Below are 17,344 nucleotides of genomic sequence, written 5' to 3'. Positions count from 1 at the left end.
GGCAAGACCCGGCAAGAGAGGCCCAGGGCGGCAGCCAGGCGCGCCCCCCGGCATAGGCCCGGGGCGGCAGCCAGGCGCGGACCCGGCATAGGCCCAGGGCGGCAGCCAGGCGCGCCCCCGGCATAGGCCCAGGGCGGCAGCTAGGCGCGCCCCCCGGCAAGATAGGCCCCGGGCGCGCAGAGTCAGCCAACCCCACCGGAGGTCCCCGTGCAACACCCCCTCACCGTCGTCACCGGCGGCAGCCGCGGCATCGGCGCCGCCGTCGGTGCCCGTCTCGCCGAGGACGGGCACGACGTCGTCATCGGCTACCGCTCGGACGACGCCGCCGCGGAGAAGGCGGCCGAGGCCGTACGCGCCTTCGGGCGCCGCTGCCTCACGGTGCGGGTCGACACCGCCGACGAGCGCGACGTCGACCGGCTCTTCGATTCCGCCGCGGCACTGGGGCCCGTCACCGGTCTGGTCAACAACGCGGGGGTGAGCGGCCCCGTCGGCCCCCTCGCCGACGCCGACGCCGAGGGGATGCGCCGGGCGCTCGAGGTGAACGTACTCGGGTATCTGCTCTGCGCCCGGCGCGCGGTGCGGGAGCTGAAGGCGCACGGCGGCGGCGCGATAGTGAACGTCTCGTCGGCGGCGGCCACCCTCGGCTCGCCGGGCGAGTACGTGCACTACGCGGCCGCCAAGGGCGCCGTCGACACCATGACGGTCGGCCTCGCCAAGGAGGTCGCCGGGGACGGAATCCGCGTCAACGCCGTCGCCCCCGGCGTCATCTGGACCGAGTTCCACGCCGACCCCGAGCGGCCCGCGAAGCTCGCCGCGGGCATCCCCATGGGGCGCTCCGGACAGCCCTCGGAGATCGCCGCGGCCGTCTCGTGGCTCCTCTCGGACGACGCCTCGTACACGACGGGCACGGTCCTGCGGGTCGCGGGCGGCCGCTGACCCTCCCGGCGGCCGCTGACCCTCCTCGACGGGCCCCGGGCCCCGGGCAGCCGTTGACCGCCCCGCGCGGACCCCTCGTACGCTGATCGCATGATCGGTGAAGAGGCGGCACTCACGACGGATGTCCTCATACGGCCCGTCACGATCGACGACGCCGAGGCGCTGGCCCGCGCCTATCGGCGCAACCGCGCCCACCTCGCCCCCTGGGACCCCGGACGGCCCGAGACCTTCTACACCACGGAGGGTCAGGCCGCCCGGGTCCAGGGGCAGTTGGACGAGATGCTGGTGGGCCGGAGCGCACACTGGGTGTTCGTCGACGGCGGTGAGATCGTCGGGCACGCCGCCCTGTCGAACATCGTGCTCGGCCCGGTCCGCAGCGGGATGCTCGGCTACTGGACCGACGCGGGGCAGCTCGGCCGGGGCCTCGCGTCCGCCGCCACGCGCCACGTCTGCGAGATCGCCGACACCCGGCTGGGCCTGCACCGCGTCGAGGCGGGCACCCTGCTCGACAACACCGCCTCGCAGCGCGTGCTCGTCAAGTGCGGCTTCCAGGAGTACGGGGTCGCGCCCAAGTCCCTCTACGTCAACGGCGCCTGGCGCGACCACCGGCTCTTCCAGCGGATCCTCAACGACCGCCCCGCGTAGGGCGGCCCGGGATCAGACGATGCCCTCCGCGACCTCGGCCTGCTCACGGTCCGAGCCGTACGCCTGCGGGGTGCTGTAGGAGCGGCGCGCCACGAACCACCACACGGTCGCCAGGATCAGCACCACGGCCAGCGCGATCGACGCGTAGTTCATCGAGCTGACCGTCACCGGCGAGACCTGCGGCAGACAGAACAGGACCGTCACGAACGCCACCCACAGCACCGCGATCCAGCCGATGGGCTTGCTCCAGCGGCCCAGGTTCCAGGGACCCGGCTGGAAGCGGTCGCCCGCGCGGAGCCGCAGATAGATCGGGATGGCGTAGGCGGGCGTGATGCCGATGACGTTGATGGCGGTCACGGCGGTGTAGGCGGTCGCCGAGTACAGCGACGGCAGGGCGATCGCGGCGGCCAGACCCACCGAGAGCCACACCGCGGGCACCGGCACCTGGGTGCGGGAGCTGACCTTGCGCCACAGCGCGGAGCCGGGGAGCGCGTTGTCGCGGGAGAACGCGAACACCATCCGGCTCGCCGCCGCCGTCTCGGCGTTGCCGCAGAACAGCTGCGCCACGATCACGACGAGCAGCAGCGCCGTCGCCCCGGACTCGCCCAGCGCGTCGATCATGATCTGGGCGGGCTGCACGCCGGTCTTGGTGTCCAGGGTGCCCGCGTAGTCCTGGATGGCGAAGGTCAGCCCGGAGAGCAGCACGAAACCGGCGATCCACGACGCCCAGATGGCGCGCACGATGCCACGCGCCGCGGTCACCGACGCGTTCGAGGTCTCCTCGGACAGGTGCGCGGACGCGTCGTACCCGGAGAACGTGTACTGCGCGAGGAGCAGGCCGATCGCCGTGACGTAGAGCGGGTTGTCCCAGCCCGTGGCGTTGAAGTACCCGCCGCTGCCGAAGACGTCCGACACCGACTGGTGGTGGTCCGGCACGATCGCGAGGGCGCCGACGATCACGCTCACACCCGCCACGTGCCACCACACGCTGATCGAGTTGAGCAGGCTCACCAGACGGACGTTGAACAGGTTGAGCAGGGCGTGCAGGAGCAGGATGCACAGGAAGATCAGGAACGTCTTCTCCGGGGTCGGCGTGAAGCCGAACCGCAGATTGAGGAAGGCGCCGGTGAACAGCGCGGCGCCGTAGTCGATGCCCGCGATCGCGCCGAGCAGCCCGAGGAGGTTCAGCCAGCCCGTGTACCAGCCCCAGCGGCGCCCGCCGAGCCGGTCGGCCATGTAGTACAGGGCGCCCGAGGTCGGATACGCGCTGGTGACCTCGGCGAGCGCGAGGCCCACGCAGAGCACGAAGAGGCCGACGCCCGCCCAGCCCCAGAGCATCACGGCGGGGCCGCCGGTCTTCATGCCGAAGCCGTACAGCGTCATGCAGCCGGAGAGGATGGAGATGACGGAGAAGCTGATGGCGAAGTTGCCGAACCCGCCCATGCGACGGGCGAGCACGGGCTGGTAGCCGAGTTCCCTGAGTCTTTCTTCCTCGTCCTTGCGCGGTGGCGCCGGGACGTTGCTCGGCGACCAGGTGGTGCGGGACACGGGTGTACCTCCGGGGGGAAGCGGTGGCGGGGAGCGGGGTGATCCTCTTCGGTGCGGGTCTCAGCCCGGGGCGCGGGAGGCGGCGGCGCAGCGGGCGCGGGCCTGGACGAAGACCTCGGCGGCCGCGTCCGTGTCACCGGGGGAGTGGGTGCGGTAGGTCCACGGCACGACCGTGTAGAAGGGGTCGAGGGCCTTGAACACCCGTAACGCGTCGTGGAATTGGTGGGCGCCCCACAGCGCGTGCGCCAGGTGGTTGAGGTCGAGGAGCGAGGTCGCGGCGGGCGGCGCGTGGTCGAACCACAGCTGGAGGGCGCGCAGCGCGCCGCGCGTGGCGTCCTCCGAGATCCAGTGCAGGTCCAGCGCGCGTTCGTTGCCGGCCTCCCTGCGGTAGCGCTCGACCCGCACGTACAGGGGAAGCAGGTGCAGCGCCGAGCCCGCGGGGGCGGCGGCCGACGCCCACTGCACGAAGTTGTACGCCTCGGTGAGCGGGCCACGGGCGCGGCGCCCGTAGACGAACTGCAGCATGCGGTGGTACGCCTCGCGGTTGCCCGGGTCACGCTTCTCGGCCTCGGCGAGCAGCTGCCAGGGGCCGGGGAAGAGCATCGGCTCCGGAGGTGCCATGCGGTGCTCGTCCCACCGCTGCCCCTCGTCCAGCTGAGCCAGGGCGAGCAGACATATCCACGGGACGGGGTCCTCGGGCGACAGGGCGGACGCGGCGGCGCACGCGGCGACCGCCTCGCGCCACAGGTCGTTGGTGCGCCGGTGCCCCGCCCGGTGGGCGCGCAGCGCACGCTCCACGAGGACCCGGGTGTGCAGCACGGCCGCCGACGCGCTGTGCGGCTCCTCGGCACGCCAGGCGTGCACCACGTCGGAACCGGCGACGGCGGCCGCCAATATCTGCGTACGTTGCGTCCACAGCCCCCAGTCGGGCGTCTCGGTCAGCAGATTGCGCGTGGAGACCCAGCGACCCGCCTTGAGGTCCTGGAGCACCGCGCGCAGCGGTTCGTCGTGGCCCGCCGGGTGGTACACCGGGCGACCTGACGGCATGGGCATGAGTCCTCTGTTGGGGGAAGAGGGCGGAAGGCGGGTACGTACGTGAACTCGGCGGACTGGTACAGGCGTTGACGATTCGACTCGGGACGATGTTGCTCGGCGGTCAGTGTAGATCCGGCTCTTTACGTTCCAGGGCACTTCCTGGATCTTTTGTGACCGGCTTTTGTCAACACGGCGCGCCGCGCGTTCATTTGCTGTCCTCTCGCGGTCGCCCGGCGTCCCCACGCGGTCGCGTGTTCGCCTCGCGGTCGCCCGGCGTCCCCTCGCCGTCGTGCCGGTCCCTTGACGGCCTCGGCCACCCTGTAGCAGGCTTCCGCGGTGATCAGCGATGAGCGGCCTTCGGCGCAGCGGCCCGTGCTCGCCGTCGACCAGGGCACCTCCGGCACGAAGGCCCTCGTGGTCTGCCCGGAGCGCGGCGTGATCGGCACGGGCGCCGCCGAGGTGCGCCCCCGCTTCCTCCCCGGCGGCCTGGTGGAGGTCGACCCCGCCGAACTGCTCACCTCCGTCGTCGAAGCCGGGCGGCGGGCGCTGGCCGACGCGGGCGAACCGGTCGCCGCCGTCGGCCTCGCCAATCAGGGCGAGACGGTCCTGGCCTGGGACCCGGACTCCGGGGAACCGCTCACCGACGCCCTCGTCTGGCAGGACCGCCGCGCCGCCTCGGTCTGCGCCGAAATCGCCGACCACGCGGAGGAGTTGAAGGACCTCACCGGCCTGCCGCTCGACCCCTACTTCGCCGCGCCCAAGATGGCGTGGATACGCCGCCACCTCACCCGGCGCGGCACGGTCACCACCAGCGATGCCTGGCTCGTCCACCGGCTCACCGGCGCCTACGTCACCGACGCCGCCACGGCCGGCCGCACCCAGCTCCTCGACCTCGACGAGGTCGCCTGGTCGCCGCGCGCCCTGGAGATCTACGGCCTCACCGATGAGCGCCTGCCCCGCGTCGTCGACGCCGCCGGCCCCGTCGGCACCACCACCGCGTTCGGCCCCGAGATCCCGCTCACCGGGCTCCTCGTCGACCAGCAGGCCGCCCTGCTCGCCCAGCACGTGACCGAGCCGGGCAGCGCCAAGTGCACCTATGGAACAGGGGCGTTCCTGCTCGCCCAGACCGGCGAACGGCCACGCCGCGGCGGTTCGGGCCTGGTCAGCTGCGTCGCCTGGCGGCTCGACGGGAAGAGCAGCTACTGCCTCGACGGGCAGGTCTACACCGCCGCCTCCGCCGTCCGCTGGCTCACCGACATGGGAGTGATCGGCGGCGCCGAGGACATCGACCCCGTGGGCGGCGCCGTCCCGGACACGGGAGGTGTCACCTTCGTACCCGCCCTCGCGGGACTCGCCGCACCCTGGTGGCGCGGCGACCTGCGGGGCTCGCTGACCGGCCTCGGCCTCGACACCACCCCGGGGCAGGTGGTCCGCGCCCTGTGCGAGGGCATCGCCGCGCAGGTCGTCTCGCTCGCCGACGCGGCGGCCGCCGACCTCGGCGCGCCCCTGACGAGCCTGCGCGTCGACGGCGGCCTCACCCGCTCGGCACTGCTCATGCAGACCCAGGCGGACCTGCTCCAACTGCCCGTCGAGGTATCGGCGTTGCCCGATGTCACCGCGCTGGGCGCGGCCGCCGTCGCCCGCATCGGCCTGGACCCCGCGCTCCCGGTCGCCGACGCGGCCCCCGCCTGGCGGCCCGCCGCCGTCTACGAACCCCGGATCGGCGCGGACCAGGCGGCCGAGCGCCTCGCGGGCTTCCGTTCGGCCGTGACGGCACTCGTGGAACGTACGCCGTCATGAGCGAGGCCGAGAGCGCCGGGCGGGTGCTGAGGAGTGGCGCGCTGCCCGATACGGAGTACGACGTCACGGTCATCGGCGCGGGAGTGGTGGGCGCGGCCATCGCCCGCGAACTGGCCCGCCACCGTGGGCTGCGCATCGCCCTGGTCGACGCGGCGAACGACGTCGGCGAGGGCACATCCAAGGCGAACACGGCGATCCTGCACACCGGTTTCGACGCCGTACCCGGCTCCCTGGAGGCCCGCCTCGTCCGTGAGGGCCGGCGGCTCCTCGCCGCCTACGCCTCCGAGTGCGGCATCCCTGTCGAGCCGGTCGGCGCGCTGCTCGTGGCTTGGGACGAGGAACAACTGGCCGCGCTTCCGGGTCTGTTGGAGAAGGCCGCCCGCAACGGCTACCACGCGGCACAGATCATCGGCCCCGACCAGGTCAGGGCCCGCGAACCCCACCTGGGCCCCGGCGCGCTCGGCGCGCTCGACGTGCCCGGCGAGAGCATCATCTGCCCCTGGACGACCACACTCGCCTACGCCACCCAGGCCGTGCGCGGTGGCGTCGATCTGCACCTCAACTGCCATGTACGGCACGTCGATCCGGACGGCGCCCGACACGAACTGACCACGAGCCGGGGCACCTTGCGCACCCGCCACCTCGTGAACGCCGCGGGCCTGCACGCCGACGCGATCGACCGGCTCCTCGGCCACGACGACTTCACCGTCACCCCGCGCCGCGGCCAGCTCATCGTCTTCGACAAGTTCGCCCGCGACCTCGTGAACCACATCCTGCTGCCCGTGCCCACCGCGCTCGGCAAGGGCGTCCTGGTGGCCCCGACCGTGTACGGAAACGTCCTCCTGGGCCCCACCGCCGAGGAGCTGGACGACAAGACGGCCACCGGCTCGACCGCCGAAGGCATCGCCCTGCTGCGCGAGAAGGGCCGCCGGATCCTGCCCGAACTGCTCGATGAGGAGGTCACCGCGGTCTACGCCGGACTGCGCGCCGCCACCGAGCACGACAACTACCGCGTCAGCGCCCACAAGGAGCAGCGCTACGTCACGGTCGGCGGCATCCGCTCGACCGGGCTCACCGCGTCCCTGGCCATGGCCGCCCACGTCACCGAACTCCTCGCCACCACGGGCCTCGGCCTCCCCGCGGCCCGGGACCTGCCACCCCTTCGTATGCCGAACCTCGGCGAGGCCTTCCCGCGCCCCTACCAGCGCGCCGACCTCATCGCCGCCGACCCCGCGTACGGCACCGTCGTCTGTCACTGCGAGCGGGTCACGCGCGGCGAGATCCGCGATGCCCTCGCGGCGACGATTCCGCCCGGCTCACCGGAGGGGCTGCGGCGCCGCACCCGGGCGGGCGCCGGGCGCTGCCAGGGCTTCCACTGCGGCGCCCAGGTGCGTGAACTCTTCGAAAAGGGTGGGGAGTCGGGGTCCGGATGAGGCGTGAGCGCATCGTCGACGTGCTGGTCGTGGGCGCCGGTCCCGCGGGTCTCGCCACCGCGGCCGGGCTCGCCGCGACGGGCGCGGGCGAGGTCGAGGTGGTCGACAGGGAGCAGCAGGCGGGCGGCGCCGCGCGGCACTGCGCGCACGGTGGGTTCGGCCGCTTCGGGATGACCGGGCCGCAGTACGCGGAGCGCTGGGTGGCCGCGGCTGTCGGCGTCGGCGCGGTGCTGCGGACCGGCGTCACCGTCACCGGCTGGTCGGGCCCCCTCACCCTGGACACCACGAGCCCGCGCGGCCTGGAGCGCATCACCGCCCGAGCCGTCGTCCTCGCCACCGGCGCGCGTGAACGGCCCCGCGCCGCACGCCTGGTGCCCGGCACGCGGCCCGCCGGGGTGTTCACCACGGGCGAGTTGCAGCGGGCCGTCCACGGGCACGGGCAGCGGATCGGCACCCGGGCCGTCGTCGTCGGCGCGGAGCCGGTGAGCCTCACCGCCCTCGACACGCTGCGGCAGGCCGGGGTCGAGGTCGCCGCGCTGGTCACGGAACATCCGCGCCACCAGGCGTCGCGGGCCCGCGCCGCCGAGGCCCGGCTGCGGCACGCCATCCCTCTCCTCACGGACGCCACGGTCACCGAACTCCTCGGCCGTGGCCGCCTGTCGGGGGTGGGGCTCCGGCACAGGGACGGCAGGACGGCGTACGTCGCCTGCGACACCGTCGTCTTCACCGGCGATTTCGTCCCCGACCACGAACTGGCCCGGCGCGGCGGCCTGCCGCTCGACCCCGGCACGCGCGGCCCCGCGGTCGACGGCGCCTTCCGCACCGCCGAGCGCGGTGTCTTCGCGGTGGGCAACGTCCTGCACGCCGTCGAACCGGCGCGGGTGGTGGCCCGGGAGGGCGCGGCCGCCTCCGCCTCGGTCCGGCGCTACCTCCGCGACGGCGACTGGCCCTCCGCCTCGGTGCCGCTGCGGGTGGCGGCCCCGCTCGGCTGGGTCGCGCCCAACCGCCTCGCCCTCGACGAGCCGGCCGACGGATTCACCCTGCGGACAACGGAGTTCGTCACCCGCCCCACCCTGGTGATCACCCAGGACGGCAGGACCCTCCACCGCGCACGCCGCCGTCGCCCAGCGGTCCCGAACCGGCCCTTCCGCATCCCCGGGGACTGGACCGGCCGGGTGGACGCGCGGGGCGGCGCCGTACGGATCGCCCTGGCCGACTGAGCCGCAGCGCCCGCTCTTCGGCCGCCAGGGCCGGGGGACGGCCGCATGCCGCCAGGGCCTGGGATGGCCGAATGCCACCAGCGCCGTGATGGCCGGATGCCGCCTGTGCACGGGTGTGCGAACGCCCGTAGGCTGTGCGACCTTCGCGGTCTGGGGGGCTTGTGAACAGTCTTCGTACGGTCGTTGTCTGCCTGTTGTTCGCGTGCGCCACTGTGGTGTCGCCCGCCTCGGCCGTGACCCCCGGCTGGTCGGCTCTGCCGGTACCGGCCGCGGCCCCGCCGGTGACCGTGAAGGACCTCGCCGCCCGCGGGCCGGGCGAGGCATGGGCGACCGGATACGAGCACACCGCCGACGGACTGCGGCCCATGCTCCACCGGTGGGACGGCACGGAGTGGAGCCGGGACGCCACCTTCCCTGGCGCCGGTGAGCAGGGCTGGCTCGGCAAGGTGCAGTTCGTCGGCGAGGAGGTGTGGATCTTCCACAACCGCGCCGGCGAAGGGGAGATCCTGCGCCGCTCGGCGGACGGGTGGAGCACCCTCCCGCTGCCCCGGACCCTGCGGATCTACCAGGACTTCGCCGCGGCGCAGGGCGCCGCCTGGGTGGTCGGCGAGGACGACACCGGACTGAAGGTGCTGCACTACGACGGCTCCGCCTGGACCACGCAGGCCGTCCCGGACGACGTGCACTACGTCATGGGCATCACCGCGCGTACCGCCACCAACGCCTGGGCCTGGTCGGACACCAGTACCGGGGCCACCGTCCTGCGCTGGAACGGCACCGCGTGGCGCGACGCGGAGGTGCCCCTGCCGTCGAGCGCCAACGTGCACACGATCCTGCTCGAACCGTCCGGCCGGGCCGCCATCAGCGGCAGCCAGCACACGGACGACGGGGTCCGCGCCTACCTGATGACCTGGAACGGGCATGCCTGGCGCACCACTTACCCACCACTGGGCGGCACCTACGCGGAGGCCTTGGTGCGCGGCCCGGACGGCGCGCTGTGGCTGCCGGTGCGCAGCGACCGCGCGTTCCAGTCGAAGTACGCCCGGATACACGGCTCCCGCACCACCTTCTCCTACGGCCCCGAGCGCGCGAACGCGATCGACGTGAAACCACGCGCCATGGCAAGGGCCGGGTCCTCCCTGCTCTCCTTCGGGACCGTCGAGATCTACGGCTCGAAACCGAATCTGATGAGCGAGCGGCTGGGAGGCTGACCATGGCACGCCGACTTCTCGTCGCGATCCTCGCCGCCGCCATGGCCCTCGTGGCCGTCATGAGCGCGGCCGCGGCGGAGACCCGCTCCTGGGAACACGTCCCGGTCCCGGCTGAGGTACGTCCACAGGCCGGGCTCAACCAGGCCGTGGCCTTCGGGCAGGACCGGGCGTGGGCGGTCGGCACCGACGCCGTCGGCCGCGACGCGCCGGGCTTCCCGCTGCTGCTGCGCTGGGACGGAAGCGCGTGGCAGCGCCAGGGCCTGCCCGAGGTCCGCTGGCAGGGCGAGCTGCTGTCCGTCGCGGCGACCTCGCCCACCTCGGCCTGGGCGGTCGGCCGCGACTCGGCCGGCGGCACCCGGTTGCTCCGCTTCGACGGCGAGTCCTGGAACGAGCGCAGGCCGCCACGCGGTGTGGGCGTGACCCAGGCCGTCGCCGGTGGCGGGGAGACCTGGCTGATCGGTACGAGGGACGGGGCACAGGCGCTGCTGCGCTGGGACGGCCGCGCCTGGCGGGACGTGCCGGTGCCGCCGGGAGCCGTGTACGGCCTGCACATCCTGTCGGCCGACGACGTCTGGGCCGCGGGCTCCACCGACTCGGCGGCGGCCGTGTCGCACTGGGACGGGAAGGCGTGGGAGCAGACGATCGTGTACGGGTTCCCGCGGTCGGCCGTGGGAAGCGTGCTCGCTGTCTCGCCGACGGAGGTGTGGGCGGGCGGCACGGCCGGATTCATCGGTGGCCCGGCGGGCAAGCCGATTCCGCCACTGCTCGTCCGCTTCGACGGGAAGACGTGGAGCCGGGTGACCATGCCGACGGACTTCGGCGGGATCACCTCACTGGCACCCGACGCGTCCGGCGGGCTCGGCTGGGTCGCGGTGGCCCGCTCGCAGAAGTGGGGCCCGCCGGGCTCCTACCCGCCGATCGTCCCCGGGCCGGATTTCCTCTCCTGGAACGGAGAGTCCTTCACGGGGTACAGCGAACCGGAGGTGACCGGGGAGGGGAAATCCTCCGTGATGCGGCTGGCGCCGGTACCGGGCACGGCGACGGTGTGGTCGGTCGGCACGGCCGCGGGACCCGAGGGCACGTTCGCCCCGCGCATCCTGCGGTTCGGCTGACCCGTAGACCCGCGTGCGGCGTCTCTCCGTGGCGCCGCAGCGGATTGGTGACCTGCCCCGCCTTGTCGCGCCTCGCCTCGTCGCGTGGGGGCGGGGCGCGTAACCCCCTGCGAAGAAGTCGGCGGCCGCGACCGTTCCGTTCGCGGGACCTTCCTTTGCGGCGCCCTCTTGAGTGACGGTGCGAAGCCGCTCTCCGTCGGCGCACTGCGGGCTGACGCCGAGTGGTGCCACGATGGCGCCGGAGTGCCGCCCTCGCCTGTGGCCCAAGGCCTAACACCTGCAGCCCGGCCGCCATTGAGGCACCCCATGGCCGCGTTCCCCCAAGGGTTGGCCCATGCGTGACGCCATTAGTGACTCGTTATGGCGCCATGCATGTGCCATGATGGTGCCATGAAGGGCGCGCGCTCCTCGGTCTCCTAGGCCAGGGGGTGCGCGTTTACGCGGAGGAGCCATCGGAGGGGTCGGATCATGGAGACAGCACGGAGCCAGCAGCAGACGGCCCCCGGCGCCTTCGCCGCCTTCGCCCGCTTCGTGCTCTGCGGCGGCGGAGTGGGGCTCGCCTCCAGCTTCGCCGTGGCGGGCCTCGCCTCCTCGATCCCCTGGGCCCTGGCCAACGCCCTGGTCACCGTGGTCTCCACGCTCCTCGCCACCGAGCTGCACGCCCGCTTCACCTTCGGTGCGGGCGGGCGCGCCACCTGGCGCCAGCACGTGCAGTCGGCCGGGTCGGCGGCAGCCGCGTATGTGGTGACCTGCGTGGCGATGTTCGCCTTGCAGCAGCTCGTGGCGGCGCCCGGTGCGGTGCTCGAACAGGTCGTCTACCTGTCGGCCTCCGCACTCGCCGGTGTCGCGCGGTTCGCGGTGCTGCGCCTGGTCGTCTTCGCGCGGAACCGCTCGCAGGCTTCGGTGACCGTTCGTACCGTGGCTCGCGGCGCTGCCCCGGCTCCGGTGCTCTGCCGCGCCGCGTGACCTCGCCGGGCGATCGCGGACACGCCGCCCGCCCTCACCCGCCTCGCGGAGCCGGGACGCGCCCAGTCGTAGGCTGCGGGGACCCCTTCCCACGGCCCCGCCTCCGGCATAGACTCCAAAACTAGCAGCGCTAATTAACGCAGCGAGCCCCGCACCTGCCACACGCAGCGAGACCCGCAAATCGATCCGGAGTCGTATCGTGCGCACAGTCCACTTCGCCGCCGCCCGCCGCACCCCCATCGGCAAGCTCCGCGGCGCCCTGTCCTCCGTCCGCCCCGACGACCTCGCCGCGGGCGTCGTACGAGGACTCCTCGCCGACCTGCCGCAGCTGGACCCCGCACGGATCGACGACATCTACTGGGGCGCCGCCAACCAGGCGGGCGAGGACAACCGCAACGTGGCCCGCATGGCCGCCCTCCTCGCCGGCCTCCCGGATTCCGTGCCCGGCGCGACCGTCAACCGGCTCTGCGCCTCCGGACTCGAAGCCGTCACCACCGCCGCGCGCACCATCGCCGCGGGGGAGGCCGACATCGTCCTCGCCGGCGGCTCCGAGTCGATGAGCCGCGCCCCCTTCGTCCTGCCCCGCCCGGACGAGGTGCTGCCGCACCGCATGGAGGCCGCCGACACCCGCCTCGGCTGGCGCCTCACCAACCCGAAAATGCAGGACCTGCACGGCGTCCTCGCGATGGGCGAGACCGCCGAAGAGGTCGCCGAACGCCACGGTGTCCCGCGCGAGCGCCAGGATGCCTTCGCCCTCCGCAGCCACCAGCGCGCCGCCGCCGCCCGCAAGGACGGCCACTTCCAGGACGAACTGCTCCCCGTCACCCGGCCCGACGGCGTCGTGGTCGACGCGGACGAATGCGTGCGCGAGGACACCTCGTACGAGAAGCTCAGCAGCCTGAAGCCGGTCTTCCGCAAGGGCGGCACGGTCACCGCGGGCAACGCCTCGCCGATGAACGACGGCGCCGCCGGGCTGCTGCTCGTCAGCGAGCAGGCGCTGAACGACCTGGGCCTGGAGTCCCTTGGCCGGTATGCGGCCGGGGCGTCGGCGGGCGTGCACCCGGACGTCATGGGCCTCGGGCCCGTGCCCGCCACGCGCAAGGTGCTCGACCGCGTCGGCTGGAGCGTCCAGGACATCCAGGAGGCGGAGTTCAACGAGGCGTTCGCCGCCCAGGCCCTCGCCTGCGTGGACGCCCTCGGCTTCGACCCGGAGCTGGTCAACCCCTCCGGCGGCGCCATCGCGCTCGGCCACCCCCTCGGCTGCTCGGGCGCCCGCATCCTCACCACACTGCTGCACCGCATGCGCCGTACGGGCGCCTCGCGCGGCCTCGCCACCATGTGCGTGGGCGTGGGCCAGGGCACCGCGCTCCTCGTCGAGCGCGACTGACCCGCGCCCGGCGCACCACCGCCGACCGGGGCGCCCGGCGCGCCCCGCGCGCCACACAGCAGCGCCCCACGCAGCAGTCCGAACCACCGCAAGGCCGCACGGAAACGGAGCACACCCCCCATGGCAACGCTGTCCCTCGCCGCCATCCTCGCCGAGCCCGCCCGCCGCCACCCGGACCGCACCGCCCTCATCGAGGGCGAACTGCGCGTCACCTTCAGGGAGTTGTGGCGCGAGGCCCGCGCCCAGGGTGCCGTCCTCGCGGAGCTGGGCGTGCGGCCGGGAGACCGCGTGGCCCTGATGGCGCCGAACGTGGCCGAGTTCCCCAAGGCCTACTACGCGATCCTCGCCGCGGGAGGCGTGGTCGTCCCCGTCCACCTGCTGCTCTCCGCCGAGGAGGTCGAGCACGTCCTGCGCGACAGCGGCGCCAGCCTGCTCCTGTGCCACCCCACGAAGGCGCCGACGGGCCGAGCGGCCGCCGAGGCCACCGGCGTACGCATGATGGAACTGGGCGCCGAGGGCGAGTGGGAGACCCTGGCCCGCGAGACCGAGCCCCTCGCCTCGTACGTCACCCGCGACGCCGACGACCCCGCCGTCATCTTCTACACCAGCGGCACCACAGGCATCCCCAAGGGCGCCGTGCTCAGCCACTTCAACCTCGTCATGAACGCGACCGTCAACGCCTTCGACGCCAACGACGTCCGGCCCGACGACATCGTGCTGGGCGCGCTGCCCCTCTTCCACGCCTTCGGCCAGACCGTCTCCATGAACTCCACCTGGCGGGCGGGCGCCACCCTCGTCCTGCTGCCCCGCTTCGACGCCGCGCGCGCCATCGAGCTGATGGTCGCGGAAGGGGCGAACACCTTCCACGGCGTGCCCACCATGTACGTGGGTCTTGTCGCCGCCGCCGCTGCCGCCCCCGAGCTGCCCCGGCTGCGCCTGTGCGTCTCCGGCGGCGCCTCGCTGCCCGTCGCCGTCCTCGAACGCTTCGAGGAGGCCTTCGGCACACCGGTCTACGAGGGCTACGGCCTCTCCGAGACCTCCCCGGCCGCCTCCGTCAACCAGCCCGACCTCGGCACCAGGGCGGGCACCATCGGCCACCCCGTGTGGGGCGTCGACGTCGAGATCGCCCGCGCCGACATCGACGACCGCGTCGAGCTGCTGCCCACCGGCGAACTCGGCGAGGTCGTGATCCGCGGCCACAACGTCTTCTCCGGCTATCTGGGCCGCCCCGAGGCCACCGCCGAGGCGCTGGTCGACGGCTGGTTCCGCACCGGCGACCTGGGCACCAAGGACACCGAGGGCTTCCTGACCATCGTCGACCGCAAGAAGGACGTCATCATCCGCGGCGGCTTCAACGTCTACCCGCGCGAGGTCGAGGAAGTCCTGATGCGCCACCCCGACGTGGCACAGGCCGCCGTGATCGGCCTGGCCCACCCCGTCCACGGCGAGGAGATCTGCGCCGTCGTCGTACCGGCGCCCGACGCGGCCAAGGACGCGGACGCGATCATCGCCTGGTCGCAGGAGCACCTGGGCCGCCACAAGTACCCGCGCCGCCTGGAGTTCACGGACTCCCTGCCGCTCGGCCCCAGCATGAAGGTCCTCAAGCGAGAGCTGCGTACTCAGTACGCCGTGTAGCCCCTGCGCCGTGTGGCCGCTACGCCGTGTAGCCGCGCGGGATTCAGCGGACCCGGACCGTGCGGCTCAGCGCGACGCGAACGAGGCGCCCGCCGTCTCGGAGGAGAGCCCCTGCTCCAGGTCCTCCGCGAGCAGCCGCTTGGCGATCGTGTCCACCGCGGCCGTCAGCTCCTCGTCCGGCGGGCGCCCGAGATCCTTCTCGATCTCCTCGGCCAGCCAGGACGACCACGCCCTGGCGATGACCTCCGCCTCGCGCTCCCCGGCGGGCGTGTGGGAGAAGTATGTGCCGGTACGGGTCAGATACCCCTCCTCGACCATGCGGTCGAAGACCGGCACAAGCACCTCGGCCGGGATCCTGCGCCGCGCCGCGATCAGGCCGAGACTGGCGTGCCCCACCATCCGCGTGAAGAGCGAGACCTGCATGACCGCCCAGGCGCCCGCGATGTCCAGCCGGGTGTCGGAGCCCCTGATGATGCCGCGCGCGGTGTTCATGCCGACATTGCGTACGATCCCGGCGACACTCCGCTCCAGCACGTGCCCCGAGTCGCCGCTGGACGGCTGCGCGAAGCCCTCACCCATGTCGGGAGCGCCCATCCGCGCGCTGTCGCGCAGCTCCACCTGCTTGAGGAAGAGCGCCACCAGGAACCCGAGGAACGCCACGGGGACGGTCCACAGGAAGACGGTCTGCAGGGTGTCCGCGTACGCCTCGACGACCGGCCCCGCAGCCGGGCCCGGCAGATCGTGCACCCCCTGCGGGCTCTGCGCCGCCTTCGCGATCGCCGCCGGATCCACGACGCCGGTCCCCGCCGCCTCGGCGACCCCGTCCCTGAGATTGGGCTCAAGGGTGTTGGCGTAGATCGTCCCGAACACCGCCGTGCCGAACGAGCTGCCCAGCGTACGGAAGAACGTCACGCCGGACGTGGCGGTGCCCAGATCCGCGTACGGGACGGTGTTCTGCACGGCGATCGTCAGGACCTGCATGCACAGGCCGATGCCGACGCCCAGCACGAACATGTACAGCGACTCCAGCCACGCGCTCGTAGTGCTCCCCATGAGCGAGAGGAGATAGAGCCCGAGCGCCATCACCAGCGCGCCGACGATCGGGAAGATCCGGTACGTCCCCGTCTTGCTGACGACGTTGCCGCTGAAGATGGACGCGATGAGCAGCCCCACCACCATGGGCAGCGTCCGCACGCCCGAGATCGTGGCCGAGTCCCCGTCGACGTACTGCAAATAGGTCGGCAGGAACGTCATCGCGCCGAGCATCGCGAAACCCACGATGAAGCTGAGGATCGAGCAGACCGTGAAGACGGGGTTGCCGAAGAGCCGCATCGGCAGCATCGGCTCGGCGGCGCGCGTCTCCACGACGCAGAACAGCGCCAGCGCGATCAGGCCGCCGGCGAAGAGCCCGATGATCGTGGGCGACCCCCACGCGTACTGATTGCCGCCCCAGCTCGTGGCGAGGATCAGCGCGCTCGCCCCGATGGCCACGAGCGCGATGCCCAGGTAGTCGATGACCGGCCGCGCCACGGACTTCACCACGGGGATGGTGCGGGCGGCCGCGATGACGACGACGATCGCGATGGGCACATTGACGTAGAACGCCCAGCGCCAGCTCAGATGGTCCGTGAAGAGCCCGCCGAGCAGCGGCCCGATCACGGTGGAGACCCCGAAGACGGCGCCGATCGCACCCTGGTACTTGCCGCGCTCGCGCAGCGGGATGACATCGGCGATCAGCGCCATGGAGGTGACCATCAGACCGCCCGCGCCGATGCCCTGCATCGCCCGCCAGGCGATGAGCAGCGTCATGTTGGTCGACAGGCCGCACAGGAACGACCCCGTGATGAAGATGACCGCCGAGACCTGGAAGACGACCTTCCGCCCGAACAGGTCGCCGAACTTGCCGACCAGGACCGTGGCGACGGTCTCCGCTAGCAGATACGACGTCACCACCCACGACATGTGCTCCGCCCCGCCGAGATCCGACACGATCGTGGGCAGCGCGGTGCCGACGATGGTCTGGTCGAGGGCGGCGAGCAGCATCCCCAGCATGATCGTCACGAAGACGACATTGCGGCGCCGCCGGTCGAGCACGGGCGGCGCCGCGGCGGCGGTGGTGGCCTTGTTCTATTGCCTGATCGCGGGATGGGGCGTGCCGGCGCGGCGTACGTTCTTCATGTTGTCGGTGGTGCTGGCCGCGGCGGTGTCGCGGCTGCGGATGTCGGCCGGGCGCATTCTGGCGTGCGCAGCCGCCGCGGTGGTGGCGCTGGATCCGTGGGCGCCGATGTCGGTGGGGTTCTGGCTGTCGTTCGGCGCGGTGGCGATTCTGCTGCGCATTGCCGATGCGCCGCGCGATGCGGACGCGGGCTGGCGCAAGCGTTGGGCGACGACGCTGGGGCAGGCGACGCGCTTGCAG

General features: G+C 72.9%; 14 protein-coding genes. 11 read left to right on the top strand and 3 right to left on the bottom strand.

The window, feature by feature from the left end; genetic code table 11:
* Window positions 1-207: 207 nt before the first annotated feature.
* On the top strand, window positions 208-936 hold the full coding sequence (locus GKQ77_RS12810) for an SDR family NAD(P)-dependent oxidoreductase (protein WP_219688844.1): 729 nt from the start codon (window positions 208-210) through the stop codon (window positions 934-936).
* 90 nt (window positions 937-1,026) lie between these two features.
* The gene (locus GKQ77_RS12805) at window positions 1,027-1,581 is read left to right on the top strand and encodes a GNAT family N-acetyltransferase (RefSeq protein WP_219688843.1); all 555 of its coding nucleotides are present in this window, start codon (window positions 1,027-1,029) and stop codon (window positions 1,579-1,581) included.
* 12 nt (window positions 1,582-1,593) lie between these two features.
* Here GKQ77_RS12805 and GKQ77_RS12800 read toward each other — a convergent pair whose 3' ends face one another.
* A complete protein-coding gene (locus GKQ77_RS12800; protein ID WP_219688842.1) occupies window positions 1,594-3,129 on the bottom strand; it encodes an amino acid permease in 1,536 nt (511 codons plus the stop codon).
* 60 nt (window positions 3,130-3,189) lie between these two features.
* On the bottom strand, window positions 3,190-4,182 hold the full coding sequence (locus GKQ77_RS12795) for a hypothetical protein (RefSeq protein WP_372459865.1): 993 nt from the start codon (window positions 4,180-4,182) through the stop codon (window positions 3,190-3,192).
* Between the two features lie 318 nt (window positions 4,183-4,500).
* On the opposite strand from GKQ77_RS12795, the gene GKQ77_RS12790 reads away from it, so the two are divergent.
* The 8 genes from GKQ77_RS12790 (at window position 4,501) to GKQ77_RS12755 (ending at window position 14,928) form a co-directional block, all read left to right on the top strand.
* Window positions 4,501-5,964, top strand: a complete 1,464-nt coding sequence (locus GKQ77_RS12790; protein ID WP_308117642.1) for an FGGY family carbohydrate kinase — start codon at window positions 4,501-4,503, stop codon at window positions 5,962-5,964.
* Window positions 5,961-7,397, top strand: coding sequence for an FAD-dependent oxidoreductase (locus GKQ77_RS12785; RefSeq protein WP_219688840.1), 1,437 nt, complete (start codon window positions 5,961-5,963; stop codon window positions 7,395-7,397). The genes GKQ77_RS12790 and GKQ77_RS12785 overlap by 4 nt, the downstream gene beginning before the upstream one ends.
* Complete coding sequence (locus tag GKQ77_RS12780; RefSeq protein WP_219688839.1) at window positions 7,394-8,617, top strand: NAD(P)/FAD-dependent oxidoreductase; 1,224 nt, start codon at window positions 7,394-7,396, stop codon at window positions 8,615-8,617. Before GKQ77_RS12785 ends, GKQ77_RS12780 begins: the two co-directional genes overlap by 4 nt.
* Before the next feature lie 161 nt (window positions 8,618-8,778).
* On the top strand, window positions 8,779-9,828 hold the full coding sequence (locus tag GKQ77_RS12775; protein ID WP_219688838.1) for a hypothetical protein: 1,050 nt from the start codon (window positions 8,779-8,781) through the stop codon (window positions 9,826-9,828).
* Between the two features lie 2 nt (window positions 9,829-9,830).
* Entirely contained in the window at window positions 9,831-10,940 is a 1,110-nt protein-coding gene (locus GKQ77_RS12770; protein ID WP_219688837.1) for a hypothetical protein, read from the top strand.
* Between the two features lie 468 nt (window positions 10,941-11,408).
* On the top strand, window positions 11,409-11,906 hold the full coding sequence (locus GKQ77_RS12765; protein WP_219688836.1) for a GtrA domain-containing protein: 498 nt from the start codon (window positions 11,409-11,411) through the stop codon (window positions 11,904-11,906).
* Window positions 11,907-12,105: 199 nt separating this feature from the next.
* Entirely contained in the window at window positions 12,106-13,293 is a 1,188-nt protein-coding gene (locus GKQ77_RS12760; protein WP_219688835.1) for a thiolase family protein, read from the top strand.
* Window positions 13,294-13,413: 120 nt separating this feature from the next.
* Window positions 13,414-14,928, top strand: coding sequence for a long-chain-fatty-acid--CoA ligase (locus GKQ77_RS12755; RefSeq protein ID WP_219688834.1), 1,515 nt, complete (start codon window positions 13,414-13,416; stop codon window positions 14,926-14,928).
* 66 nt (window positions 14,929-14,994) lie between these two features.
* On the opposite strand, the gene GKQ77_RS12750 is transcribed toward GKQ77_RS12755, so the two are convergent.
* Window positions 14,995-16,980 (bottom strand): MDR family MFS transporter, encoded by a 1,986-nt coding sequence (locus GKQ77_RS12750; protein ID WP_219688845.1) that lies wholly within the window; start codon window positions 16,978-16,980, stop codon window positions 14,995-14,997.
* On the opposite strand from GKQ77_RS12750, the gene GKQ77_RS12745 reads away from it, so the two are divergent.
* Window positions 16,979-17,344, top strand: a 366-nt coding sequence (locus GKQ77_RS12745; RefSeq protein ID WP_219688833.1) for a ComEC/Rec2 family competence protein, incomplete at its 3' end; no start/stop codon positions are given. The genes GKQ77_RS12750 and GKQ77_RS12745 overlap by 2 nt on opposite strands.

Origin of the sequence: Streptomyces anatolicus (assembly GCF_019400875.1) — a bacterium.
Lineage (GTDB): Bacteria > Actinomycetota > Actinomycetes > Streptomycetales > Streptomycetaceae > Streptomyces > Streptomyces anatolicus.
The sequence above is the reverse complement of the archived record's forward strand: the minus strand, read 5'-3'. Positions and strand labels throughout refer to the sequence as shown.